This window comes from Bradyrhizobium sp. BR 1432 (genome assembly GCF_051547705.1).
GTDB lineage: Bacteria > Pseudomonadota > Alphaproteobacteria > Rhizobiales > Xanthobacteraceae > Bradyrhizobium > Bradyrhizobium zhanjiangense.
The window spans coordinates 8272544-8298694 of the sequence record NZ_JBPUGF010000003.1; the positions used below are offsets into that span (position 1 = coordinate 8272544).

At 64.4% G+C, this 26151-nt stretch carries 16 protein-coding genes and 6 pseudogenes; 12 read left to right on the top strand and 10 right to left on the bottom strand.

The features are described from left to right. The 4 genes from ACSKB8_RS40000 to ACSKB8_RS40015 are packed head-to-tail and all read right to left on the bottom strand — an operon-like array spanning position 1 to position 3663. A complete protein-coding gene (locus ACSKB8_RS40000; RefSeq protein ID WP_438110022.1) occupies positions 1 to 996 on the bottom strand; it encodes an alpha/beta fold hydrolase in 996 nt (331 codons plus the stop codon). Positions 997 to 1006: 10 nt separating this feature from the next. Further along, positions 1007 to 2557, bottom strand: a complete 1551-nt coding sequence (locus tag ACSKB8_RS40005; protein WP_438110024.1) for a WS/DGAT/MGAT family O-acyltransferase — start codon at positions 2555 to 2557, stop codon at positions 1007 to 1009. A gap of 48 nt (positions 2558 to 2605) precedes the next feature. Continuing rightward, on the bottom strand, positions 2606 to 3406 hold the full coding sequence (locus ACSKB8_RS40010) for an esterase/lipase family protein (RefSeq protein WP_438110026.1): 801 nt from the start codon (positions 3404 to 3406) through the stop codon (positions 2606 to 2608). Next, positions 3406 to 3663 (bottom strand): DUF6489 family protein, encoded by a 258-nt coding sequence (locus ACSKB8_RS40015; protein ID WP_438110028.1) that lies wholly within the window; start codon positions 3661 to 3663, stop codon positions 3406 to 3408. The genes ACSKB8_RS40010 and ACSKB8_RS40015 overlap by 1 nt, the downstream gene beginning before the upstream one ends. Positions 3664 to 3970: 307 nt before the next feature. Here ACSKB8_RS40015 and ACSKB8_RS40020 point away from each other — a divergent pair, with 307 nt between their 5' ends. The 12 genes and pseudogenes from ACSKB8_RS40020 (at position 3971) to ACSKB8_RS40075 (ending at position 17685) form a co-directional block, all read left to right on the top strand. Further along, positions 3971 to 5566 carry an ABC transporter substrate-binding protein gene (locus ACSKB8_RS40020; RefSeq protein WP_438110030.1) on the top strand — a complete coding sequence of 532 codons (1596 nt, stop codon included), beginning with the start codon at positions 3971 to 3973 and terminating at the stop codon, positions 5564 to 5566. A gap of 103 nt (positions 5567 to 5669) precedes the next feature. Next, positions 5670 to 6650: an ABC transporter permease gene (locus tag ACSKB8_RS40025; RefSeq protein ID WP_438110032.1), complete on the top strand. Its 981-nt coding sequence runs from the start codon at positions 5670 to 5672 to the stop codon at positions 6648 to 6650. Positions 6651 to 6660: 10 nt separating this feature from the next. After that, the gene (locus ACSKB8_RS40030) at positions 6661 to 7632 is read left to right on the top strand and encodes an ABC transporter permease (RefSeq protein WP_438110034.1); all 972 of its coding nucleotides are present in this window, start codon (positions 6661 to 6663) and stop codon (positions 7630 to 7632) included. 13 nt (positions 7633 to 7645) lie between these two features. Then, positions 7646 to 8632 carry an ABC transporter ATP-binding protein gene (locus tag ACSKB8_RS40035; protein WP_438110036.1) on the top strand — a complete coding sequence of 329 codons (987 nt, stop codon included), beginning with the start codon at positions 7646 to 7648 and terminating at the stop codon, positions 8630 to 8632. Then, a pseudogene (locus ACSKB8_RS40040) lies at positions 8629 to 9617 on the top strand (ABC transporter ATP-binding protein). Before ACSKB8_RS40035 ends, ACSKB8_RS40040 begins: the two are co-directional and overlap by 4 nt. Positions 9618 to 9698: 81 nt before the next feature. Beyond that, positions 9699 to 11501 carry a gamma-glutamyltransferase family protein gene (locus tag ACSKB8_RS40045; RefSeq protein WP_438110038.1) on the top strand — a complete coding sequence of 601 codons (1803 nt, stop codon included), beginning with the start codon at positions 9699 to 9701 and terminating at the stop codon, positions 11499 to 11501. A 10-nt stretch (positions 11502 to 11511) separates the two neighbouring features. Beyond that, positions 11512 to 12220: pseudogene (locus ACSKB8_RS40050) on the top strand (DUF1028 domain-containing protein). Next, positions 12217 to 13206, top strand: a complete 990-nt coding sequence (locus tag ACSKB8_RS40055; RefSeq protein ID WP_438110040.1) for an ABC transporter ATP-binding protein — start codon at positions 12217 to 12219, stop codon at positions 13204 to 13206. The pseudogene ACSKB8_RS40050 and the gene ACSKB8_RS40055 overlap by 4 nt, the downstream one beginning before the upstream one ends. Next, a complete protein-coding gene (locus tag ACSKB8_RS40060) occupies positions 13206 to 14312 on the top strand; it encodes an ABC transporter ATP-binding protein (RefSeq protein ID WP_438110042.1) in 1107 nt (368 codons plus the stop codon). Before ACSKB8_RS40055 ends, ACSKB8_RS40060 begins: the two co-directional genes overlap by 1 nt. A gap of 22 nt (positions 14313 to 14334) precedes the next feature. Beyond that, positions 14335 to 15843, top strand: a complete 1509-nt coding sequence (locus tag ACSKB8_RS40065) for an ABC transporter substrate-binding protein (RefSeq protein ID WP_438110043.1) — start codon at positions 14335 to 14337, stop codon at positions 15841 to 15843. 10 nt (positions 15844 to 15853) lie between these two features. Then, positions 15854 to 16795, top strand: coding sequence for an ABC transporter permease (locus ACSKB8_RS40070; protein ID WP_128935124.1), 942 nt, complete (start codon positions 15854 to 15856; stop codon positions 16793 to 16795). Positions 16796 to 16799: 4 nt separating this feature from the next. Beyond that, positions 16800 to 17685 (top strand): annotated as a pseudogene (locus ACSKB8_RS40075) (ABC transporter permease). A 201-nt stretch (positions 17686 to 17886) separates the two neighbouring features. Here ACSKB8_RS40075 and cnbZ read toward each other — a convergent pair. From cnbZ to ACSKB8_RS40105, 6 genes and pseudogenes are all read right to left on the bottom strand, one after another. After that, positions 17887 to 18632, bottom strand: a pseudogene (gene cnbZ, locus ACSKB8_RS40080) (2-amino-5-chloromuconate deaminase CnbZ). A 9-nt stretch (positions 18633 to 18641) separates the two neighbouring features. Further along, positions 18642 to 19891 (bottom strand): annotated as a pseudogene (locus ACSKB8_RS40085) (adenylate/guanylate cyclase domain-containing protein). Beyond that, positions 19888 to 20277, bottom strand: a complete 390-nt coding sequence (locus ACSKB8_RS40090; protein ID WP_018315558.1) for a response regulator — start codon at positions 20275 to 20277, stop codon at positions 19888 to 19890. The pseudogene ACSKB8_RS40085 and the gene ACSKB8_RS40090 overlap by 4 nt, the downstream one beginning before the upstream one ends. Next, positions 20274 to 22484: an ATP-binding protein gene (locus tag ACSKB8_RS40095; RefSeq protein ID WP_438110046.1), complete on the bottom strand. Its 2211-nt coding sequence runs from the start codon at positions 22482 to 22484 to the stop codon at positions 20274 to 20276. The genes ACSKB8_RS40090 and ACSKB8_RS40095 overlap by 4 nt, the downstream gene beginning before the upstream one ends. Next, complete coding sequence (locus ACSKB8_RS40100; protein WP_438110048.1) at positions 22409 to 22855, bottom strand: hypothetical protein; 447 nt, start codon at positions 22853 to 22855, stop codon at positions 22409 to 22411. Before ACSKB8_RS40100 ends, ACSKB8_RS40095 begins: the two co-directional genes overlap by 76 nt. 136 nt (positions 22856 to 22991) lie before the next feature. Beyond that, positions 22992 to 26091, bottom strand: a pseudogene (locus ACSKB8_RS40105) (MexW/MexI family multidrug efflux RND transporter permease subunit). Between the last annotated feature and the right edge of the window lie 60 nt (positions 26092 to 26151).

Sequence of the window (26151 nt, forward strand, 5' to 3'; positions counted from 1 at the left end):
CTAGCCAAACCGCCTTCTACGCCATTCGATCAGCTTGGCGCTGACCTCCTCCGGCTTCTCCTGCTGCGTCCAATGGCCGCTATCCTTGACGAGATACTTCTCGAGATCGGGAATCAGCTTGTCCATGCCATCAGCGGAGGATGGCGGCAACACCGCGTCATTCTCGGCCATGATCATCAGCGACGGTACGCGGACCGTATGATCGAGCCCTTCGGCACGCGTCCAGTTGCGCGACATGTTGCGGTACCAGTTGATGCCGCCGGTGAAGCCGGTTCTGGTGAAGGCATCGACGAAGACTTTCTTCTCTTCCGGCGACAGGATCGGCGTACGCGGATCGTGCTTCGCGTCATAGGCGGCAATCATCTGCGGAAATGCCAGATTGAGCCGCGGCGAAGCACCGACACCGGCAACCACCTCCTCCGGCGGCGCGTCGGCCGGGCGCGGCACCGGCTTACGCATGAACGCATCGAAGGTCTGTTCGACACGGCTGCCGAAAATCCTGTCCGGCTCGCGCGCCGGATCCTGGAACTGCACGATGTACATCTTGTCGCCGAAGCGTGCGCGCAACAGCTCGATCGGATCGGCCCAGGCGCGATTGGTGTGGGGCGTGTTGATGCCGACCACGCCGGCGACCCGGTCGATATGCCGCAACGGCATCTGCCAGACGACGAAGCCGCCCCAGTCGTGACCGACGAAGATCGCCTGGTCGATCTGCAGATGATCGAGCAGTCCGACGAGATCGCCGGTCAGGTTCTCGATGTCGTAGGCCTCGACCGGCTCGGGCCGGTCGGTCGCACCGTAGCCGCGCTGGTCCGGCGCGATCACGCGGATGCCGGCCTCGCTCAACGCCTTGATCTGGTGCCGCCAAGAAAAGGCGAGCTCGGGCCAGCCGTGGCACAGCACGACCGGCGGCTTGTCATCGGCCGGGCCAGCCTCGTAATAGCCCATGCGGATTCCGTTCGTCGTCGCGAACTTGAGCGGTGGCATTTCAATCATGGCGAACTTCCTACTCCGCAGCACCCTTGATATCGGCCGCGGGCGGCGCATAGGCCGCCTCTAGTGCGGTGAACTCTTCCGGCAGCATGTCGCACATCACCTGCACATGCGGAATGATGTTGGCGCCGACGATGAAGCCGAAATCGAGCTGGTCCCGATAGCTCTGCACGGTGATGTTGAGCGCCTGCCCATGCGTCGCGATCGACACCGGGAAGATGTGCAGAAGCTCGGCCCCTGCGGCATAGAGCGTCTGTCGCGGTCCGGGCACGTTGGATACCGTGATGTTGGCGGCCGGCGGCAGCACGTCCGACAGGTTGGAGCGGCTGTAGAGCAGCGCCAGGATCTGCACCATGATCGGTGCGCCCAGCATCGAGATATTGGAGACCTGCGGCATCAGTGCCCGCAGCGGATGCGACATCTCCTTGGACTTGGTCGATTGCGCGATGATCGCTTCGAGCCGCGCCTTTGGATCGGCGATGTTGGTCGCGATCGAGCAGATCATGCCGAACACCTGGTTGTTGGCCTCGGTGTTGCCCTCCTCGCGCAGCGAGATCGGCACGGCGGCGGTGAGGGATTTCGCCGGCAGCGTGCCATATTGCTGCAGATAGCGGCGGACCACGCCTGAGGCGAGCGCCAGCACCACGTCGTTGAGCTTGCCGCCGGCCTGCTTGGCCAGCGCCTTCGCCCGTGACAGTGAAATCGATACGCCGGCGAAACTGCGCTCCGACGAGATGGTCTTGTTGAGCATGGTCGGCGGCGACACCATGCTGGCGAGGCTCTCGCGCGACTTCGGATCGGCGACCTTACCGAGCACGTCGGAGACGCTCTTGAGCACGGTCGGGATGTTGCCAGCGAAGCGTACCGCACTCTCGATCTGGTACATCGCATTGTCGAACAGGATCGAACCGATGTCACTCTTGCCGGTGCGCGGCAATTGAAGGTTCTTCGCGGCCGCCGATGCATCGAGCGGCTGGCTGAAGAGCTGCTGATAGGAATCGAGCAGGTTGGCGGCGATGTCGCGCGGCTCCTGTCCGGGCTTGGCCCCTGCCGTCGGAGGATCGACCTTCCGCGGGATCGGCGAGATGTCGTAGATCATGTTGGTCAGGGCCGCACCGGCGCCGCCGTCGATGGCGGCATGATGCATCTTGGAATAAAGCCCGACCTCGTTGTCCTTCATGCCCTCGAACACGTAGAACTCCCAGAGCGGACGGGCCCGGTTCAGGAGCTTGGCATGCATCCAGCCGACGATGCGTTCGAGCGTGGCGCGGTCGCGCGGCTGCGGCAGGCTGGCGCGGAAAATGTGGCGGTCGATGTCGAACTGGTCGTCCTCGACCCAGGAGGGGTGATCAATGTCGAGCGGCGCCTTCTCCAGCCGCGCCTTCAGGATCGGCGCGATGTGCAGGCGCGAGACGATCATCGCCTTGAAGTCTTCGAAGAAGTCGCCCTTGTAATCGTCAGGCAGGCGAAAGATAGCCATGCTGCCGACATGCATCGGCATTTCCGGCGTTTCCAGATAGAGAAACGACGCGTCCAGCGACGACAGCTTCTTACCGTCAGCCATAGTTCCCTCCCGCAAGATTTCGACGGGCGCCTTGGTCTGCGCTTCTCGTCAGGCCGATACTGCCTGTTCCGGCGGGGCATATGCAATGGCAAACGGCCCGGCCCGGTCAAATGGCCAGAATTCCCCCTCCGGTTGCGCCAGGCGGTCCGCCACGGCCCATAGCGCCGCGGGGTTGACCCCGAGCCCGATATGGCTCGCCAGGTGCACCTCGATGTTTTCGGCACGGTCGGAAGGACGCAGCAGACAGGTCCGCCAGTTCACGACACCGTCGGCGCGCGAATAGATCGAGCTCGTGGGCACCGGCAGATCGCCGGCGATCGCCTCGCGCTGTTCGGCAAAATCCTCGACCCGCTCGCCGGACAGCGCCTCGTACAGCCGCGTGGCGTTGGTCGCCCGCACGTCGTTGGCAAAAGGGCTGCCGAGCGTGACGACATAGCGGACCATTTCCGGCGCCTGAAGTGCGAGATCACGGGCATAGACGCCGCCGAGGCTCCATCCGACCAGGCTGACCTTGCGTCCGGACGCGGCATGGATTTCGCCCAGACGAACGCGCAAGGCGTCCCGCATCCGTCCGAGCCCGCCGAGATTGCGGCCCATCCGCCAGGCATGTGCCTCATAACCGAGCTCGCTGAGATAGCGCCGCATCGGCGCCATCGAGAGATCGCTGGCGAGGAAGCCCGGCAGCGCCAGCACCGGATGGCCGTCGCCCCTCGGCGCGCGCATCAGCAGCGGCGACAGCAGCAGGCTCGCATTGAGTTCGAACAGGCCCCGAGCCTCGGCAAGCAGCAGTCCGACACCCGGCGGACGAAGCCGGCCTGAATCCAGCGTCCCGTCCGGCCCTGACGCCACTATTTCTTCTTGTCGCTACTGCGCGTGCCGCCGAGGCCGGCCATCGCGACGAACATATCCTGAAACCGCTCGGCGAGCTTGGGATCGTACGTAAACCAGCTCTGGACCAACGATTCGGGCGAGACCTTGTCGATGCTGCTCAAGACCTGCTGCTGTAGCTTGTCCATCACCGCCGTCTGCATCGGCGACACATCGGGCAATCCAAAGAACTGGCGGGCCTCGAGGGGGGTGCAGTCGATTTCGATGTTAACTTTCATATCCCCTCCTGATGAGATTCGAGCGGCCTGCCGGCAGTATCGCCGCGAGTTGTGGTGCGACGCAAGCGACCTGATGTCGGCGGCGGGACGCCGGCTTCCGCCATCGGCGGGTATGGTCAATCAAATTGCTCGCACCCGCGTCCATCCGCCGGCCAATGCTGGTCAGCATTGCTGCACAGCGGTGCAAGTTGGCGCGTTCCTTGCTGGAATGACGCTTGCACGGGTCGAGAACTCTGGGCAACATGGATTGATCGGCCGGCCGAACAAATCAAAAATCACCGGCACGGCGGTGTGGAGAGGGTCAAGAATGTCAGTAGGTCGAAGTCTGTTTGCGGTGGCGCTCGCCGGTACGGTTGCGTTGACGGTCTCGCCGGCGTTGAGCCAGACGTTGCGCTATGCCAACCAGGGCGACCTGAAGTCGCTTGATCCCTATACCCTCAACGAGAGCACCACCCATGCCCATCTCGGTCACGTCTATCAAGGCCTGACTGCGCGGGACAAGGACCTCAAGATCATTCCGGCACTGGCGGAAAGCTGGGAAACTCCGGAGCCGACCCGCTGGCGCTTCCATTTGCGCAAGGGCGTGAAGTTCCACAACGGCGATCCCTTCACCGCCGACGATGTGCTGTTCTCCGCCGATCGGGTCCGCAAGAAGGGGTCCAATATGCAGACCCGCCTTGCGGCCGACGTCAAGGTCGTGAAGGTCGACGACTACACCGTCGATTTCGTTCTGCCCTCGCCCAATCCCATCCTGCATTCGTCGTGGGATGTCTGGTACATCATGGACAAGAAATGGGCCGAGGAGAACAATGTCGTCGATCCGACGCCGGTGGCGGCGACCACGCCGAGCTACGCCTCGCTGCACGAGAATGGCACCGGCCCCTTCATCATCGAAAGCCACCAGCCCGGCGTGAAGACGGTGTTCAAAGCCAACCCCAATTACTGGGGCAAGATGGAAGGTAACCTGAAGGAGATCATCTTCACCCCGATCGCCTCCGATGCCACCCGCGTCGCCGCGCTGCTCTCGGGCGAAGTCGATGTCATCGAGCCGGTGCCGATCCAGGACATTTCCCGCGTCGATTCCAGCCCGAATGCACAGGTGCTGAAAGGGCCGGAGCTACGCACCATCTTCATCGGCTTCGACCAGACCCGTGACGAGCTGCTCTACTCCAACATCAAGGGCAAGAACCCGTTCAAGGACGTCCGTGTCCGCGAGGCCTTCTACAAGGCGATTGATATCGAGCTCATCAAGACGCGCGTCATGCGTGGACTGTCGACGCCGTCAGCTCTGATGATTGCGCCGGAATTGTTTGTGCTGTCCAAGGAGTTCACGCGGCCGAAATTCGACCCTGATGGCGCCAAGAAGCTTCTGACCGCGGCCGGTTACCCCGATGGCTTCGAGGTCACCATGGATTGCCCGAACGATCGTTACGTCAACGACGCCGCGATCTGCCAGGCCGTCGTCGGCATGCTCGCCCGCATCGGCGTCAAGATCAATCTCCTGGCGCAGCCGAAGGCGCAGTACTTCGCCAAGGTGCTCAAGCAAGGCGGCTACCAGACCTCGTTCTACCTCCTGGGCTGGACGCCGAGCACGATGGATTCCCACAACGTGCTCTATGACATCATGGGTTGCCGCGACGATGCGAAATCCTCGCGCGGTGAGGCCAATCTCGGCGGCTACTGCAACAAGGAGTTCGACGCCATCACCGACAAGGTGCTGGTCGAAACCGACACTGCCAAGCGCAACCAGCTGATCAAGCAGGCCTACGAAATCGCCAACAAGGACTGGGCCTACATCCCGCTGCACCAGCAGGCTCTGGCCTGGGGCGTATCGAAAAAGGTCAACCTGCCGCAGCGTGCCGACAATCTCGTCATGTTCCACTGGGCAACCAAGAAGGAATAGCGTCAGTTGAACACGAGGTCCCGGCAGCGTCAGACTTCCGGGACCTTTCCTTTCCGGCCGACAAGGACGTCGGCCGTACGCACACCCAAGGAAAGTGGAAGGCATGCTCGCTTTCACGCTTCGCCGCGCCGTTCAGGCCATCGGCGTCATGTTCGCCGTCGGCATCATCGCCTTCTCGATGTTCCGCTTCGCCGGCGACCCCGTCAACCAGATCGTCTCGATCGACACGTCGGCGGCCGAACGCGAGGTCGTGCGCAAGTCGCTCGGCCTGGACGATCCCGTGCCGTTGCAATTCGTGCGCTATTTCGCCGATGCCGCGCAGTTCAAGTTCGGCGTCTCCTATCAGTTCCGCCAGCCGGTCTCGACGCTGTTGATGGAGCGCATGCCCGCGACGCTGGAACTTGCGATCTGCGCGACCGTCTTTGCAATGGTGCTCGGCATCCTGATGGGCGTCTATTCGGCGCTCAGGCGGGATACCGTGCTCGCCAAATTATTCCAGGCGGTTTCGCTGATCGGCATCTCGCTGCCAACTTTCCTGATCGGCATTCTTCTGATCTATCTGTTCGCGGTGACATTGGGCTGGCTGCCCTCCTTCGGCCGCGGCGAGGTGGTCAAGCTCGGCTGGTGGACCACGGGCCTGCTCACGCTGTCGGGCCTGAAGGCGCTGATCATGCCCGCGATCACGCTCGGCCTGTTCCAGATGACCCTGATCATGCGGCTGGTGCGCGCGGAGATGCTGGAAGTGCTGCGGACTGACTATATCCGCTTCGCCCGCGCGAGGGGGCTGACCACCCGTGCCATTCATTTCGGCCACGCGCTGAAGAACACGCTGATTCCCGTGATCACGGTCGCCGGACTTCAGTTTGGCTCGGTTATTGCCTTTTCGATCATCACCGAAACCGTGTTCCAATGGCCGGGCATGGGACTTCTGTTCGTGCAGGCCGTGCAAAATGTCGATATCCCGATCATGGCCGCCTACCTGCTGATGGTCTCGCTGATTTTCGTCACTATCAATTTGGTGGTCGACATCCTCTACACCGTGGTCGATCCGCGCTTGCGCGCGACCGTCGGCCGCGCCGCATAAGGCAGCCTGCATGTCCGACGCAGTCGTCTCCAATTCCGACAAGCAGAGCGCGCAGCCGACGCATGCCGCCCACAGCTGGTTCAGCCGCGCGCTCGACAGCGACCTCTTTTATTCGTTCCGGCGCTCCAAGCTCACCATGGTGGCGGCGGCCATCACGGTCTTGTTCTTCCTGCTTGCGATCTTTGCCTCCTGGCTCGCGGTGCAGAACCCGTTCGATCCGGCGCAACTGCAATTGATGAATTCGCGGATTTCGCCGCTGTGGACCGCAGACGGCCAGAGTCCGTTCCTGCTCGGCACCGACGAGCAGGGCCGCGACGTGTTCTCCGCCATTCTCTACGGGATGCGCATCTCGCTCGCCGTCGGCGTGGCCGGCGTGATCTTCGCCGGCGCGCTCGGCATCGCGCTCGGCCTGATCGCCGGCTATTTCGGCGGCGCGGTTGACGGCGTGATCATGCGGATCGCCGACGTGCAGCTCACCTTCCCCGCCATCCTGATCGCGCTGCTGGTCAATGGCATCGCGAAATCGATCCTGGGCAACCGCCTGGATGCCAACAGCATGCTGGTGGTGCTGGTGATCTCGATCGGCCTGAGCTTCTGGGTGGGCTATGCCCGCACGGTGCGCGGTTCCGTCATGGTCGAGAAGAACAAGGACTATGTGGCTGCGGCGCAGCTGATCGGCCTGCCCGCACCAAAGATCATGCTGCGGCATGTGCTGCCGAACACGATGGGCCCGATCCTGGTCATCGCCACCATCAACCTCGCGCTGGCCATCATCACCGAGGCGACGCTGTCCTTCCTCGGCGTCGGCCTGCCCGACACCATGCCCTCGCTGGGGACGCTGATCCGGATCGGCAACAACTACCTGTTCGCCGGCGAATGGTGGATCGTCGCCTTCCCCGGGCTTGCGCTGGCAGCGCTGATCCTCTCGATCAATCTGCTCGGCGACTGGCTGCGCAACGCGCTGAACCCGAAGCTCAGATGAGTACGGCTCGCCCATGACCGAACCTGTTCTCTCCGTGCGTAATCTTCATGTGGAGTTCGCCTCCCGCCGCGGCACGCTGCGCGCCATCGACGGCGTGTCCTTCGACATCGCCAAGGGCGAGGTGCTCGGCGTGGTCGGCAAATCCGGCGCCGGCAAGTCCGTCACCGGCCTCTCGGTGATCGGCTTGATCGATCCGCCCGGCCGCATCGCCGGCGGCGAGATTCATCTCGCGGGCCTGCGCATCGACAATCTGCCACCGGAGGAGATGCGCCGCATCCGGGGCAAGCGCATCGGCATGATCTTCCAGGATCCCCTCACCTCGCTCAATCCGCTCTACCGGGTCGGCGACCAGATCGTGGAGACGATCCGGACCCACCTCAATCTCTCCGAACAAGCGGCGCGCCGCCGCGCCATCGACCTCTTGGCCGAAGTCGGCATTCCCGCGCCGGAAAAGCGCATCGACGGCTATCCCCACGAATTCTCCGGCGGCATGCGCCAGCGCGTGGTCATTGCGCTGGCGATCTGCGCCGAGCCGGAACTGATCATCGCCGACGAGCCGACCACCGCGCTCGATGTCTCCGTGCAGGCGCAGATCATCTCGCTGATCAAACGGCTCGGACGCGACCACGGCACGGCGGTGATGCTGGTGACGCACGACATGGGCGTGATCGCGGAGACGTCGGACCGGGTCGCGGTAATGTATGCCGGCCGCATCGCCGAGATCGGGCCGGTACAGGATGTCGTGAAGAATCCGCTGCACCCCTACGCCAGGGGGCTGATGGGCGCGATCCCGACGCTGGCCGGAGACGACAAGCGTCTCGTGCAGATTCCCGGATCCATGCCGCGCCTGTCGGCGATTCCGCCGGGCTGCTCGTTCAATCCGCGCTGCGCGTTCGCCTTCGACCGCTGCCGGGTGGACCGGCCGGAGCCGCTCCCACGTGGCGCGCAGTCGGTTGCCTGCCACCTCTATGACAATGTGCCCGCGGAGAGCGCGGCATGAGCGCTCCCTTCGTCCAGGCTACAAATCTACGCCGCGTCTTCGACGTCTCGAAGCCATGGCTCAACCGCGTGCTCGAAGGTGGGCATCTCGAATACCTCAAGGCGGTCGATCACGTTAGCTTCGAGATCAGGAAGGGCGAGACGTTCGCCCTGGTCGGCGAATCCGGTTCCGGCAAGACCACGGTGGCGCGCATGGTCGTCGGCCTGTTGCCGCCGAGTTCTGGCGATGTGCTGATCGACGGCGTGTCGATGACCGATCCGCGACAGGCGTCGGCGCGGCGGAAGCTGCGCCGCCGTATCCAGATGATCTTCCAGGACCCCTATGCCAGCCTGAACCCTCGCTTCCGGGTCGATGCCATCATCTCCGAGCCGATCCGCGCCTTCGACCTGATCCAGGGCGAGCGTGATATCCAGGCCCGCGTCGGCGAGCTGCTCAGCCTCGTCGGCCTGCATCCAGACGACCGGCTGAAATTTCCGCACGAATTCTCCGGCGGCCAGCGCCAGCGCATCGCGATCGCGCGCGCGCTCGCATCGGACGCCGAGTTCATCGTCTGCGACGAGCCGACCTCGGCCCTCGACGTCTCCGTGCAGGCCCAGATCCTGAATCTGATGCGCGATCTCCAGGACAAGTTCGGCCTGACCTACATGTTCATCAGCCACAACCTCGCCGTGGTCCGCCACATGGCGAGCCGGGTCGGCGTGATGTATCTCGGTCGCATCGTCGAGATCGCGGAAGGACGCGAGCTGTTCGCCCGTCCGCGCATGCCCTACACCAAGATGCTGCTGGGTGCCGTGCCAGATCTCGCCATGAGCGGCCGCCAACGCATTCCGGTCAAGGGCGAGATCCCGAACCCGATCCATCCCCCTCCGGCTGCGCCTTCAACCCGCGCTGTCCGCTGGCGTTCGATCTCTGTCGCAAGGACACGCCGGAACTGATCGACGGCGTCGCCTGCCACGCGGTCAACACCGCGCCGGTCCCGGCGTGACGCGCGCGTGCCATGCAGCCTGCGCATTTGGCGGCGGCGTGGCCCTGTGATCAATTGCGCGCGTCGCAAATGAGGTAGCCCATGGCCAGCAAAATCAATCCCGATCCGTTCACGACGAGGCCGGAGATCGAAGGCACCTTCGGGGTCGTCGCCACCACGCATTGGATTGCGACCGCCGTTGGCATGGGCATTCTGGAGAAGGGCGGCAACGCCTTCGACGCCGGTGTCGCCACCGCCTTCACGCTCCAGGTGGTCGAGCCGCATCTGAACGGCCCCGGCGGCGACGTGCCTGTCATCGTCCATGACGTCAAGCGCGGCCGCACCGAAGTGATCTGCGGTCAAGGCCCGGCACCGGCACGCGCCACCATCGCGCACTACAAGAGCGAAGGCCTCGACATGGTGCCCGGCACCGGCCTGCTCGCCGCCTGCGTTCCCGGGACCTTCGAATCCTGGATGATGCTGCTGCGCGACTACGGCACGATGCGTGTGCGCGATGTGCTGGAGCCCGCGATCTCCTATGCGCGCGACGGCTATCCGCTGGTCGAGCGCGCCTGCGCCACGATCCAGACCGTCGAGCAGCTGTTCCGCAAGCATTGGCCGACCTCGGCCGCCGTCTACCTGCCGAATGGCGAGGTGCCGAGGCCCGGAACGCTGTTCACCAACAAGACGCTGGCTGCGACCTATACCCGCATTCTCAGCGAGGCCGAGAGCGGCGGCGGCCGCGACGCCGAGATCGAGCGCGCGCGAAAAGCCTGGTCGCAAGGCTTCGTTGCGGAAGCCATCGACAAATTCTGCCGCACCCAGGAGGTCATGGACGTCAGCGGTACGCCGCATCGCGGCGTCCTCTCGGCCGACGACATGGCGCGCTGGCAGCCGACGATCGAGGCGCCGCTCACCTACGATTATGGCCGCTACACCGTCTGCAAGGCCGGCGTCTGGAGCCAAGGCCCGGTGACGCTCCAGCAGCTCGCTCTGTTGAAAGGCTTTGCGCTCGACGGGCTCGATCCGACCGGGCCGGAGTTCATCCATCTCCAGATCGAATGCGCCAAACTGGCATTCGCCGACCGCGAAAAGTTCTACGGCGACCCCAAATTCAACGAGATCCCGATCGCGACGTTGCTGTCGGATGCCTATAATGACGAGCGCCGCAAGCTCGTCACCGACAAGGCCTCGCTCGACTTCCGCCCCGGCTCGGTCGAGGGCTTTGGCGGCGTGGTCAAGCTTCGCCGCGCCGAGGGCCAGCGCGAGGCGGTCGGCGCGCTCGGGGCCGGCGAGCCGACCGTGGGCCGCTTCGGCGAAGTGCGCGGCGACACCGTGCATTTCGACATCATCGACAAGGCCGGCAACATGGTGTCCTCGACGCCGTCGGGCGGATGGCTGCAATCCTCGCCGATCATTCCCGAGCTCGGCTTTTGTCTCGGCAGCCGCGCGCAGATGTTCTGGCTCGAGGAGGACCATCCTGCCGCGCTCGCGCCGGGCAAGCGGCCACGCACCACGCTGTCGCCGACCATGGCGCTGCGCGATGGCGAGCCGTACTTAGCCTGGGGCTCGCCCGGCGGCGATCAGCAGGACCAGTGGATCACGCAGTTCTTCCTGCGCCACGTCCATTGCAACCTCAATCTCCAGGAGGCGATCGACGCGCCGGCCTGGCACTCCGAACACTTCCCGATCTCGTTCTGGCCGCGCACCGCGCGACCGGGCGTGCTCGTGGTCGAGAACCGCGTGCCGAAGGCCACGATCGAGAACCTTCGCGAGCGCGGGCACGTCGTCGAGGTCGGTCCCGACTGGTCGGAAGGCCGCCTCACCGCGGCCTCGCGCGTCGGCGTGCGCCGGCGCGCTGCCGCAAATCCCCGCGGCATGCAGGGCTACGCCGTAGGACGCTGATGGGCAGAAAATGACCTGGTCGATCATCGCGCGAGATCCTGCCACCGGCCAGTTCGGCATTGCCGTTGCGACGCGTTTCTTCGCGGTCGGCGCGCGTGTCCCGTACATTGCCGCTGGAACTCGGGGCAATCGCCACGCAGGCCTTGGTCAATCCCTATTACGGCATCGACGGCGTCAAGCTTCTGCGCGAAGGCCTCAATGCACACGACGTGCTTGCCGCGCTGCTCGCTGCCGACGACGGCCGCGAAAGCCGCCAGATCCACATCATGGACGCGAGCGGCGAGATCGCCGCGCATACCGGGCGCGATTGTATCGACTGGTGCGGACACATCGCGGGCAGCGGCTTCTCCATCGCCGGCAACATGCTTGCGGGCGCCGACGTGCTCGACGAGACCGCAAAGACCTACATCGCCAATGATAGCCTGCCCTTCCCGCGCCGTCTGCTCGCGGCCATGCGCGCAGGCGAAGCCGCCGGCGGTGACAAGCGCGGCAAGCAGTCGGCGGCGCTGCTGATCCATGGTGAGGAGGAATGGCCGGCGTTGGACATTCGCGCCGACGATCATCCCGATCCGCTCGGGGAGCTCGAACGGCTCGAGCGGGTCAGCCAGGAGCTCTGGGTGCACTTCCGCGCCTCCATGCCGACGCGGCAGAACCCGGCCGGCAATACCGATCGCAGCGTCATCGACGCCAGCATCGCCGCAGCCCGAAGACGGTCATGAGCGCGAACTCTCTCATCGAGATCGAAGATTTGCGCATCCGCTTTCACGGCGACGATGGCCGTATCACCCATGCGGTCGACAGCGTCGATCTCAGCGTCGCCAATGGCGCCACGCTCGGCCTCGTCGGCGAATCCGGCTGCGGCAAGAGCGTGACGTCGCTGGCGATCATGGGCCTGCTGCCGAAGCAGAGCGCGGAGATATCGGGCACGATCCGCTTCGAGGGCCTCGACCTGTTGCAGACGCCGGACCAGACCCTGCGCGACCTGCGCGGCAACCGTCTGGCGATGATCTTCCAGGAGCCGATGACCTCGCTCAACCCGAGCCTGACCATCGGCGACCAGATCATCGAAACCATCCTGCGCCATCGCGGCGGTTCGCAGCGCAATGCGCGCGAGCGGGCGATCGAGCTCCTGCGCCGCGTCCACATCCCCTCACCCGAGCGACGGATCGACGAATATCCGCACAAGCTCTCCGGCGGAATGCGCCAGCGCGTGATGATCGCCATGGCGCTGGCCTGCGATCCGCGCCTCTTGATTGCTGACGAGCCGACCACGGCGCTCGATGTCACCTTGCAAGCCCAGATTCTGGAGCTGATGCGGGAGTTGAAGGCGGCGAGCGGTGCCGCCATCATCCTGATCACGCATGATCTCGGCGTCGTCGCCGAGGTCTGCGACGATGTCGCGGTGATGTATGCCGGTGAGATCGTCGAGCGCGCGCCGGTGGATGAATTGTTCTCGGCACCGCAGCATCCCTACACCGTTGGCCTGCTCGGCTCGATCCCGCGGCTCGACCATCGCGCCGAGCGACTTGCCACGATCGAAGGCATGGTGCCGAACATGGCGCAACCGCCCGCCGGCTGTCGCTTCGCCGCGCGCTGTCCGTTCGTGCTGGATGCCTGCACCAAGGCGCCGCCGCCATTGATCGAAGTCAGCCCCGGTCACCTCTCGCGCTGCATCCGCGCGCCGCTCGAACGTCTGGTGTCGTGATGGCACTGCTCGAGGTCGAAGGCCTGGTCAAGCATTTCGTCGCCGAACGCTCGCTGTTCGGCCGCGCTCGGGCGCATGTCAAGGCGGTCGATGGCGTCAGCTTCTCGCTCGAAGCCGGCAAGACGCTGGCCCTGGTCGGCGAATCCGGTTGCGGCAAATCCACCGTCAGCCGTCTGGTGCTGCGGCTGATCGAGCCGGATGCGGGTACGGTGCGCTTTGACGGCCGTGATCTTCTCTCCCTCGACGCCAATGCACTCCGCGCCTTCCGCCGCGAAGCCCAAATCATCTTCCAGGACCCCTACGCCTCGCTCAACCCGCGCATGACGGTCGGCCAGATCCTGACCGAGCCGCTGGCGCTACACGATCTGGTACGGCCGAAGCAACGGCGCGAGCGGGTCGCCGAACTGCTGCGGCTGGTCGGATTGGAGCCGCGGCTGGCGCAGCGCTATCCGCATGAATTCTCCGGCGGTCAGCGCCAGCGCATTGCCATCGCCCGTGCGCTCGCGGTCGAGCCGAAGCTGATCATCTGCGACGAGCCGGTCTCCGCGCTGGACGTCTCGATCCGCTCGCAGATCCTTAATCTGCTGCGCGAGCTCCAGGACCGGCTCGGCCTCGCCTACATCTTCGTCTCGCATGACCTCGCCGTGGTCAAGCACATCGCCGACCACGTGGCGGTGATGAATCTCGGCCAGATCGTCGAGACCGCGGAGGCCGACGCGCTCTTCGCAGCACCGCGACATCCCTATAGCCGGGCGCTGTTGTCCGCGATCCCCCTGCCCCAGCCGAAAGCGAAGCGAACGGCGGTCCTATTGACGGGCGAGATCCCGAGCGCGCTCAACCCGCCGGCCGGCTGCCGCTTCCACACCCGCTGCCCCTTCGTTATCGAGCGCTGTCGCACCGAGGCGCCGGAGCTCGTGGCCGACCGCGCGGGCCACGCCGCCGCCTGTCACCGCGTGAGCGAGCTGCCGTCTGCCGACGCCATCCTGCCGGCGGCCGGCGGGTTTTCGCCGGCACTTGCAAAATTGGTCGCGGCCTTCAGCCGAAAGACGGAAGGCGAAGCCGTCTCCGGGGTTGGTATACAAGACACCGCACCCACAACGACGTAGTCGAAGCAATGGGGACTGTCCGATGAAGATGTTTCGCCTGGCCGCAACGGCCACTGCCTTCCTGCTGTCGGTGGTAACAGCGCAAGCCCAGACCACGCTGCACATCGGTCTTGCCGAGGATCCCGACATCCTCGATCCCTCGATGGCACGCACCTATGTCGGCCGCATCGTGTTCTCCGCGTTCTGCGACAAGCTGTTCGACGTCGACGAGAAGCTCAACATCGTGCCGCAGCTCGCGCTGTCCAGCGAAACGGCCGATGACGGCAAAGCGCTCGTCATCAAGCTCCGCCCCGGCGTGAAATTCCACGACGGCGAGCCGTTCGATGCCGAGGCCGCAAAATTCTCGCTGGAGCGCCACCTGACCTTCCCGGGCTCCTTCCGCAAGCCGGAGCTGGCCTCGGTCGACCACATCGATGTCGTCGATCCCCTCACCATCAAGCTGGTGCTGAAGTCGCCGTTCTCGCCGCTGCTCGCGCAGCTCACCGATCGTGCCGGCATGATGATGTCGCCGAAGGCGGCGAAGGAAGCCGGCGATAAGTTCGGCCTGCGTCCGGTCTGCGCCGGCCCCTACAAATTCGTCGAGCGCGTGCAGCAGGACCGCATCGTGTTCGAGAGGTTCGCCGACTATTGGAACAAGGACAACGTCTTCATCGACCGCATCGTGTTCCAGCCGATCGTCGATGCCACGGTGCGGCTCGCGAACCTGAAGTCCGGCGGACTCGACCTGATCGAGCGGGTGCTCGCCACCGACCTCAAGGAGGTTCGCGCGGATTCGCGGCTGAAGGTCGCGACCGCCGTCGAGCTGGGCTATCAGGGGGTCACCCTCAACATCGGCAAGGACAAGGCCAAAGGGCCGCTCAGCCAGTCCGCCAAGGTGCGACAGGCGCTCGATCTCGCCATCGACCGCGAGGCGATCAACCAGGTCGTGTTCAACGGCGAGTTTCAGGTTGGCAATCAATGGGTCAATCCTGATCATCCCGATTATCAGAAATCCCTTCCGGTCCGTCCCCGCAATGTCGAGAAAGCCAAGGCGCTGCTGAAGGAAGCCGGTGTGACGCCGCCGGTCAGCGTCGACTTCCTGGTGCCGAAAGGCGCCGAGACGGAGACGCCGGCGCAGGTGATCCAGTCGATGGCGGCCGAGGCCGGCTTCGACATGAAGATCCGCCTCACCGAATTCGCGACCGGGCTGAAGCAGGCCGAGGCCGGCGACTACCAGGCCTACATGCTCGCCTGGAGCGGCCGCGTCGATCCCGACGGCAACACCTACGTCTTCCTACACAGCGGCGCGCCGCAGAATTACGGCGCGTGGAACAATGCACAGGCCGACAAGGCGCTGGAGGATGCGCGAGCGGTGACCGATCCCACCAAGCGCAAGGCCAGTTACGAAGCTCTGGCGAAACTGGTCCAGGAGGAAGAGCCCCTCCTTTACCTCTATCATCGCCGCATCATCATCGCGCACACGACCAAGCTCGAAGGCTACAGGCAGATGCCCGACGGCCTCGTGCGCGTGATCGGCCTCAAGCTGAAGTGACGCCGAAGGGATGCTGAACTTTCTCGCCCGCCGCCTTGTGCAGATCGTGCCGACGCTGTTCTTCGTGTCGGTGCTGATCTTCTCGCTGCAGCAATTGCTGCCGGGCGATCCGGCGCTGGTGATGGCGGGCGAAGAGCGCGATCCTGCGGTGATCGAGCAGATTCGGCATCAGTACCGGCTCGATCAGCCGGTTCCCGTGCAGTATGCCTACTGGATCAAGGGCGTCCTGTCGGGCGACTTTGGCGAGTCGCTGCGCAACAAGATGCCGGTGCGCGAGCTGATCGCGCAGAAGCTGCCGGTGACGCTGCAGCTCGGTTCCATGGCGATCCTGATCGCATTCTGCATCGGCATTCCCGCCGGCATCGTCGCGGCCGTGAAGAAAGGCACCGCCTGGGACTACGGCGCCAATTTCTTCGCGCTGTGGGGCATCTCCACGCCGAATTTCTGGCTCGGCATCATGTTGATCTTCCTGTTCTCGATCGAGCTCGGCTGGCTGCCGGCCTCGGGCTATGTGCCGCTCACCGAAAACTGGCGCGCGAGCCTGGCGGCCACCATCATGCCGGCCTTCGTGCTGGGCAACGCGATTGCCGCGATCCTGATGCGGCATACGCGCAGTGCCATGCTGCAGGTGCTGGAGAGCGACTATGTCCGCACCGCGCGCGCCAAGGGACTGTCGGAACGCTCGGTCATCCTCAAGCACGCGATGCGTAACGCACTGACGCCCATCATCACGCTCGGCGCGCTTGAGCTTGGCACACTGCTGTCGGGCGCGGTGCTGACCGAGCAGATCTTCTCCATCCCCGGCTTCGGCAAGCTGATCGTGGATGCCGTGTTCAACCGCGACTATGCGGTCGTGCAGGGCGTGGTGCTGGTGACGGCCACGGTCTACATCACGCTGAATCTCATTGCGGACGTCGCCTATATCCTCGTCAATCCGCGGCTACGGGGCTAGTGCCATGACCGACACGGCGCTCGCCAGCCCCGTCACGCAAGCTCACGAGCCGGACAGCCCGGCACGCCGCGCGCGGCGGCGTCTGTTCAAGCGCAAGGCCGCTGTATTTGGCCTCATCGTGATCATCGCGTTCATTCTTCTTGCGGTGCTTGCACCGATCGTCGTTCCCTATGATCCCGTCGCGAACGAGCTGGAGCCTGGTGCGCAAGCCGCCGACCGCCGCGCACTGGTTCGGCACCGACGAGCTCGGCCGCGACATCCTGAGCCGCGTCATCTACGGCGCGCGAGCCTCGCTGCTCGCAGGCTTGATCTCGGTCGCGATCGCGCTCGGCATCGGCCTGCCGCTGGGCCTGCTCGCCGGCTATCGCGGCGGCTTCACCGATGCGCTGATCAGCCGGATCACCGACGCAATGCTCGCCTGCCCGTTCCTGATCCTGGCGATTGCGCTGGCGGCATTCCTCGGTCCGAGCCTCGGCAATGCCATGATCGCGATCGGCATCTCGGCGACCCCGATCTTCATCCGCCTGACCCGCGGCCAGGTTCTCAGCGTCAAGGCCGAAGACTATGTCGAGGCCGCGCGCGCGCTCGGTAATCCGCCGTGGCGGATCGCGTTCTCGCATATCCTGCCGAACATCCTGCCGGCGCTGCTGGTGCAGGCGACGCTATCGATCGCGGCGGCCATCATCGCCGAAGCCGCGTTGTCCTTCCTCGGCCTCGGCCAGCAGCCGCCGGCGCCATCATGGGGCAGCATGCTCAATGCCGCACAGCGCTTCCTGACCCAGGCGCCCTGGATGGCGATCTGGCCGGGCCTTGCGATCTTCCTGGTGGTGCTGTCGCTGAACCTGCTCGGCGACGGCCTGCGCGACGCACTCGACCCGCGCCAGCGCTGAGTTTGGATCAACGTTGCCGCCCTACACCTCTCCCCTTCGGGGAGAGGTCGGATTGCGCCTGGCGATGCAAAGCATCGTCCAGTGCAATCCGGGTGAGGGGCCGCAGCATTCAGTGAGACTGAAACCCCTCACCCGGATCGCATCTTTGATGCGATCCGACCTCTCCCTACGGGAGAGGTGAAGATCACCAGCCGATAGACCTCAAATCACCACCTCCCGCATCACGCGGCGGCAATCCATCTCATATTCGAGATCGACCACGGGAGGCCGGGCAAAATGCCAGGTCAGGCCGGAGCGCAGCGCGCCGCGACGGACCAGCTCGTCGACCAGCGCGTGGTGGAAGTCGTGCACCGAATAAGCCTGCACGCCGGTCGTGTCCTTCCAGCCGAAGCCGAAGGCCCCCATCCGGTTCTCCATCTGCGACGTCGTGGTGAAGCGCACCTTCTCCCGCAGCCCTTCCGGGCTGAGATCGCGGTAGCGCACGGTGCGCTCGACATAGGTCCCGCTGCCCTCGCGTGCCTCGGCGCCGCCGGCGATCACGAAGCTCGGCGCTGTCGAGCGGGTTGGGCGCGTGAAGGAGAACGCGTAGAATGACGGCTCGGACGGCGGATCGATCTCGGGCAGACATTGCTGCGTGCCACCGGATTGGTGGTGCCGTCGAAGATGCCCCATTCCGACAGCGTCTTCACATAGTGCAGGTTGAACGCCCGAAAACCTTCCTCGCTGAAAGCCGCCGGCGAGCGCAATTCGCAGGCACAGAATGCCGTCAGCGGGCGCCCGGCCTGCTGGATGAACTTCGCCGCCAGCGCAAATCCTTCCGCAAGCGGCACCAGGCGGTCGAACCGAACGCGCTCGATCTCGTAGCCATCATCTGCGGCGGCACCCGCCGAGTACTGGAACACGGACGGAATGAAACGATAATTGCCGGCAGAGAACTCACGGATCATGACGGACTCCTATTCCAGTTGCATGCGAATGCCCTTGGCGCCGTTGAGCAGGCGTCTTAGGTGAAAGCCGGCCAGGGGATCGTCGGCGTGCATGCCGACCAGCGCAGCAAAGGCAGGCATGGCGGCGGCATCGCCGGCCTCCATCTTGGCAAACGCCTCCGAATATAGCGCCGTTTCCGGCGCTTCGAATTTGGCCTGCGGCAGCGGTTCGAACGCGCGCAGCGGCTCGCTGCGTCCGCGCAGCATCAGCTCGCCTATGGGGCGGCCTTGGAAGTTTTCGGCCGACTTGGCGACGCTGGCGCTGACGCAAATGCGCGTTCCCAGATGCTTGTTGGCAGCCTCCAGCCGCGCCGCGATATTGATCGTGTCGCCGTAGGCGGTGTAGTCGAAGAAGCGATTGCCGCCGAAATTGCCGACCAGCGCCGGGCCCGCATGCACGCCGATCCGGGTCGTCCCGAAATTCACGCCTCTCGCCCTCCAACGCGCCGAGAAACCCTCCGCCCAGGCGTCGAGATCATGGGCGCAGGCGACCGCACGCGTCGCATAATCCGGCTGGTCCCCGGCGCGTTGAAGAGCACCTGGATCGCATCGCCGATGATTTTCGTGACCGTTCCCTCATGCGCGAAGACGATCTCGGTCATGCCGCCGACATATTCATTGAGGAGCTCGCCGAGCATCTGGGGCGCCGCGCTCTCCACCAGCGACGTGAAGCCGGTGATGTCGGTGAAGATGGTCGCGACCTCGCGCCACTGCACCTCCATGCCGTCGCCGGCGACATCCGCCGCCAGGCGCCTGGCGATCTCCGGCGAGAAGAAGCGCGACAGCGAGGCGTGGGCGCGCTCGGCCTCCAGCTGGCGCCGCCGCACCTCGCGCAGCATCTCGACGTGGCGAATGGTTTTATCGATCGTGGCCTCCAGGTCGGCGAAATCGATCGGCTTGGTCAGGAAGTCGAATGCGCCGCGATTCATGGCGGTGCGGATGTTGCTCATGTCGCCATAGGCGGAGACGATAATGGTCGACTTCTTGTCCTCGGCCTCCTGGAGCTTCGCGAGCAGCGACAGTCCGTCCATCCTCGGCATGTTGATGTCGGAGACCACCATGTCGACATGCGGATTCTGCTCGAGCGATTGCAGCGCCTCGAGGCCGTCGCGCGCGAACATGATATCGATGCGCCCCTCCCGGATCTGCCTGCGGAATTTTTGCAGGATCAGCGCCTCGAGATCCGGCTCGTCATCGACGAAGAGGATGGTCGCAGTCATGCGGCTTGCTCGAGCCTCGTGTCGATCTCCTGCCGCAGCAGTGCAAAGTCGATCGGCTTGGTCAGGAGCCCGACGGCGCCGCGCTCGATCGCCTTGCGGCGCGTTTCGGCGTCGCCATAGGCAGTGATCATGATGACGGGAACGTCCGGATGCGCGGCACGTACCTTCGGCAGCATGTCGAGCCCGCTCATGCCGGGCATGTTGATGTCCGATAGAATCAGGATCAGCGAGGGATCGCGAACCTCGGCGGCGCGCTTGAGTGCATCGGGCGCAGAGGACGCAAATTCCATCTGGAAGCGTCCCGCGCGCAGCTCCCGCCGGAACTGCTGCCGGAACAGCGCCTCGACGTCGGGCTCGTCATCGACGACCAGGATGTAAACGTTCAAGTCTCGTCTCCAGTAGTTCCGCCTGCCGCCATCGTGCGCGGCAGCGTGATGATGAATTCGGTGAATACACCGGGCTCGGTGTTCACGTCGATCGTGCCGCCGTGCTGCTTCACGACGATGTCATGGCTCATGGAAAGGCCGAGCCCTGTACCCTCGCCGGCCGGCTTGGTGGTGAAGAAGGGATTGAACATCTTCTGCTTCACCTCGGGCGGAATCCCAGTGCCGTTGTCGCGGATCCGGATCTCGACCCTGTCGCCGAGGTTCTTCGTTGCCGCGCGCAAGGTCGGCTCGAACGCCTCGCCCGCGCTGTCCTTGCGCTTGGCAGTGGCATAGAAGCCGTTGGAGATCAGGTTGAGGAAGACGCGCGTGATCTCCTGCGGATAGATATCGACCATACCGGCGGCCGGATCGAGCTCGCGCTGGAGTGTGACGTTGAAGGCCGGCCTTTCGGCGCGCGCGCCGTGGTAGGCCAGATTGAGGCTCTCCTCCACGACTGCATTGATATCCACCGCGCGATGCTCGCCGGAGCCCTCGCGCGAATGCAGCAGCATGTTCCTGACGATGGAATCGGCGCGTTTGCCGTGCTGCACCACCTTCTCGAGATTGGCCCTGAGCATGCCGGTCAGCTCGTCGACCTCCTCCTTCGTCTTGCCATCGAGCGCGGTCGACTGCAGGGTCTCCTTGAGCTCGTCGATCAGCTCGGTCGACACCGCGGAGAAGTTGTTGACGAAATTGAGCGGGTTCTTGATCTCATGGGCGATGCCCGCCGTGAGCTGGCCGAGGGACGCGAGCTTCTCGGTCTGGATCAGGCGGTCCTGGGCAGCGCGCAGGTCGTCGAGCGACTGCGACAACTCTCTGGTACGTTCCTGGACCTCCTCGAACAATCGGACATTCTCGATCGCGATAAGGGCCTGGTCTGCGAAGGTCGTGGCGAGTTCGATCTGCTTCGCGCTGAACGGCCGCACCTCGTGTCGCGTCAGAACGAATACCCCGATAGGTGCCCCCTCTCGAAGCAGGGGCACACCCAGCATCGTACGCACGTTGGCGCGCCTTCGGGCGGACGAGGGCGCATATTCCGGGTCGGCCTGCACATCCGGGACATGAACCGTCTTGCCATCGAGCAGCGTGCGGCCGACCATACTTCCCCGTTCAGGTACAGAGGCGAATGTCCGAAGCTTGTTTTCCTGTTCCGCGTCGAGTCCGCAGCTTGCCGCCAAATAGAAAACGCCGTCGTTGGGCCGGAAAATCGTCCCCTCGTCCGCGTCACACAGGCGAGCTGCCGAGCCAACAAGCGTGTTCAGCACGGCTTGCAGGTCGAACGCCGAACGGCTGATGACTTTCAACACGTCGGCGGTCGCAGTCTGCTGCTGCAGGGACTCGCTCAATTCCGCTGTGCGCCGTTCGACCTTGTTTTCGAGGTCGGCATAAGATTCCTGCAAGCGCGCGCCCATCTCGTTGAACTGGTTGGCGAGACCTTCGAGCTCGTCGCCGGTTTTGATCGAGATGCGCTGGGAGAAGTCGCCGCCGCCGATCCGCTCTGCGCCGCTGCGCAGCGCCTGGATCGGCCCGACCATGCGGCGCGCGAGAAAGATCCCCGCAAGCACCGCGAAGATCGAAGCCGCCAGCAGCACGATCGCGAGCCGCTGCAACGAGGCATAAAGCGCGGCATAGGCCTCCTCGACAGGAAGCTCTACGAACATGGTCCAGCCCAGCGGCGCGATCGGGGCCGATGCGGTCAACACCTTCTGCCCCTGGATATTGCGCGCTTCGGGAAGCGCGTCGGAGGTGGGGCCACTGCCGGCCTGCGCGGCGCGCACTTGTGCGAGACCCGACATGTCGGTGTTGCGTAGGACCAGGCTGATATCGGGATGCGCGATCAGGCGCCCCTCGGGGCCAACCACATAGGCGTGTCCGCGCTCGCCGACCTTGATTTGCGACACGACGTCCCAGATCAGCTTGAGATTGACCTCCGCGATGCTGACGCCGGCATCTTTGCGCGCGCCGCCTAGCGCCAACGTCATGTAGGGCTCGGACTCCCGGCGGAAATAGACCGGCCCGTAATAGATCTTGTGTGCGAGTGCCTCGGTGAATTTCGGATCGTTCGACAGGTCGATCCCGCTGTCGATCGCATTCATCGCCAGCCGCGAGACCCGCAGCCGCTCCTTGCCGGTCGAATCAACCTGGGCGAGCTCGGTGACGGCAGGCACTTGGCGGAGCAGCCGCAGCGCGTCGAAGCGGCGCTGCTCGATCGAGCCCCCGACCAGGGCAGTTGCGTGGTCCAGCCGAGCTGGCTCTCGATCTCCTTGACGAACTGGCCGATCTTTGCCGCGGCTGCCTCGGCCTGCTCGTGCTGGACCCGGATCAGCGAGGCCTTGTGCTCACGATAATAGAAGAAGACCTCGAACAGGCCGTTGGCGAGCAGCGCGACGGCGACCACGGCCACGAACAGCGCGACATATTTGGTGAACAGCCGGATCCTGATCCCGCGGCCCGCCGCTTCGCCGGACGCGCCCTCCCCCGGCGCCGCGCTCGGCAGCGTCCTGGCTTGCGGGGTGTCGGGATGGAGGGAAAGGCTCATCCCTCGGAACCTAGCAAGAAGACCGGACCTTGTCTCTCGCAAGCGCGGGAACGGACTCTTTGCTGGAGCCGAGAACGAAAAAGGGCGGCAATGGAGGTTAACCCATTGCCGCCCTCTGGATTCGCTCGGATGGGCCTCAGGTCGGCCGCAGGGCCTTGTCGGAGCCGAGGTCGAGATCGGCCACCTGCTTGTTCCGCTCCGAATCGGCCGCCGCGCGATGGTCGGTCGCCAGCACCACATAGACCGCCGGCAGCACGAACAGCGTGAACAGCGTGCCGATCGACATGCCGGCGACGACGACCAGACCGATCGAGAAGCGGCTGGCCGCGCCCGCGCCGGTCGCGGTCAGGAGCGGGATCAGGCCCGTCACCATCGCTGCCGTGGTCATCAGGATCGGCCGCAGGCGGATGCGGGCCGACATCTCGATGGCCGAGCGGCGGTCGAGCCGCTCGTTGACCTGGAGCTCATTGGCGAACTCCACCATCAGGATGCCGTGCTTGGTGATCAGGCCGACCAGGGTGAGCAGACCGACCTGGGTGTAGATGTTCATCGTCGCCGCGCCGAAGAACAGCGGGATCAGCGCACCGACGATCGCCATCGGCACCGAGATCATGATCACCAGCGGGTCGCGCAAACTCTCGAACTGCGCCGCCAGCACCAGGAAGATGATGATCAGCGCGAAGCCGAAGGTGATGGCGAGTTGGTTGCCTTCCTGCACGTATTGCCTGCTATCGGCCAAATAGTCGTGGCTAAAACCTTGCGGCAGCTTCTTGGCCTCGCCTTCGAGGAAGTCGACCGCCGCACCAACGGTCACGCCGGGCATCGGCACGGCCGAGAACGTCGCCGAATTGAGCTGGTTATAGTGCGTCAGCGAATTCGGGTCGGTCTTGGTCTCGATCGACACCACCGTCGACAGCGGGAGCTGCTGACCGGTGTTGGTCGTCACATAGTAGCCGCCGAGCGATTCCGGCGACAGACGCTTGCCGCGCGGCACCTGCGGGATCACCTGGTAGGAGCGGCCCTCGAGGTTGAAGCGGTTGATGTAATTGCCGCCAAGCAGCACCGCGAGCGTAGAGCCGAGGTTCTGCATGTTGACGCCGAGGTCCTGCGCCTTGGTGCGGTCGATCGTGACTTTCACGTTCGGCTGGTTGTAGGCGAGGTCGCTGTCGGAGACGATGAACATGCCGCTCTTGCGCGCGGCGTCCTTCAGCTTCTCCATCTGCTCATAGACCGTCTGGAACCCGGCGGTGGAGTTGATCACCATCTGGATCGGAAGACCACCCGGTCCGCCCGGCAGCGGCGGCAGGTTGAAGGCGAAAGCCTGCACGCCCTCGATCTTGGAGAGCTCGGCCTGCACCAGCGGCTTGAGCTGGATCGACGAACGCTTGCGCTCGTCCCAGGGCTTCAAGAGCATGCCGGCGATGCCGCCCTGCGGGCCGTTGATGCCGTTCAGCACGAAACGCAGGTCGGTCTCGGGGAATTTCTGGAATTCCTTGTCGAGCTTCTCGCCATAGAAATCGACATAGTCGATGTTGGCGTATTTCGGCGCCTTGGTCACCGCGAACACGATGCCCTGGTCTTCCTCAGGCGCCAGCTCCTTCGAGGTGTGCATGTAAAGGAAGCCGACCAGGCCGAGGATCGTCACCGCGAACAGGCCGGTGATCGCCTTGTAGTCCAGCGAGCGATCGAGCTTGCGCCCGTACCACCGCGTGATCGCACCGAACACCCGGTTCACGAGCTTGGCGAAGCGGCCCTCTTCGGTGTTCTTCAGCAGCACCGAGCACATCATCGGCGACAGCGTCAGCGCGATTACGCCCGACACGATCACCGAGCCCGCGAGGGTGAACGCGAATTCGCGGAACAGCGAACCGGTGAGACCGCCAAGGAAGCCGATCGGAGCGTACACGGCGGCGAGCGTGATGGTCATCGAGATGACGGGGCCGACGATTTCGCGCGCGCCTTGTAGCGACGCCTGAACCGGCGTCTTGCCCTCCTCAAGGTGGCGGTGGATGTTCTCCACCACGACGATGGCGTCGTCAACCACGAGGCCGATCGCGAGCACCATCGCGAGCAGGGTCAGGAGGTTGAAGCTGAAGCCCAGCGCCAGCATCAGGGTGCAGACGCCGATCATCGACAGCGGGATGGTGACGACGGGAATGATGACCGAGCGGAGCGAGGCGAGGAACAGGAAGATGACCACGATCACGATGATCACGGCTTCGCCCAACGTCTTCTCCACCTCGTCGATCGAGGATTGGATGAACTTGGTCGAGTCGTAGGCGACCTTCATCTTCATCGACGGAGGCAGATTGCGTTCGAGCTCGGGGAACAGCGCGCGCACGCCCTTGACCAGCGTCAGCGGATTGCCCTGCGGCGTCGCCTGCACGCCGATGAAGATCGCGTGCTCGCCGTTGAAGGCAACGCTCGCGTCGGTGCTTTGGGCCGCAAGTTCGACGGTGGCGATGTCCTCCATCCGCACGAAGCCGCCGTCCTTGGCCTTGACGATCATCTTCTTGAACTGGTTGACGTCAGTCAGGCCCGTATTCGTCGAGACGTTCGAGACGATGAGATAGCCCTTGGCCTGGCCCGCCGCAGACTGGAAGTTGTTGGCAGTGATCGCGGCGGCGACGTCGGCCGGCGACACGTTGCGGCCGGCCATCTTCACGGGATCAAGCCACAGCCGCATCGCAAAGGTCTGACCGCCCAAAATGTCGGCCGAGGCCACGCCGTCGACGGTCGACAGCACCGGCTGCACCACGCGCGTCAGATAATCCGAAATCGCCGAGCCCGATAGCTCCTCGGACGAGAAGCCGAGATACATCACGGCCGTGGTCTGGCCCGTGGTCTTGGTGACGATCGGGTCGTTCGAATTCCTTCGGGATCAGGTATTTGACCGAGTTGGTCTTGGCCAGCACCTCGGTGAGCGCCTGGTTCGGATCGAAGTTCAGCTTGATGTAGACCTGGATCGTCGAGGTGCCGAGCACCGAGGACGAGGTGATGTAGTCGACGCCCTCGGCGGAAGCGACCGCCTGCTCGATCGGCGTCGTGATGAAGCCCTGGATCAGGTCCGCGGATGCGCCGGGATAGACGGTCGTGATGTTGATGACCGTGTTCGACAGCTTGGGATATTGCCGGATCGGCAGCACCATCGCCGCGCGCAAGCCGATCAGCAGGATCAGCAGGCTAACGACGACCGACAGGACCGGTCGCTTGATGAAAATGTCGGTAAAGGCCATCGCGGCGATCTCGATTTCTATGTCTCAAGAAGCGTGATCCGGCCGAGCCGGATCACGTGA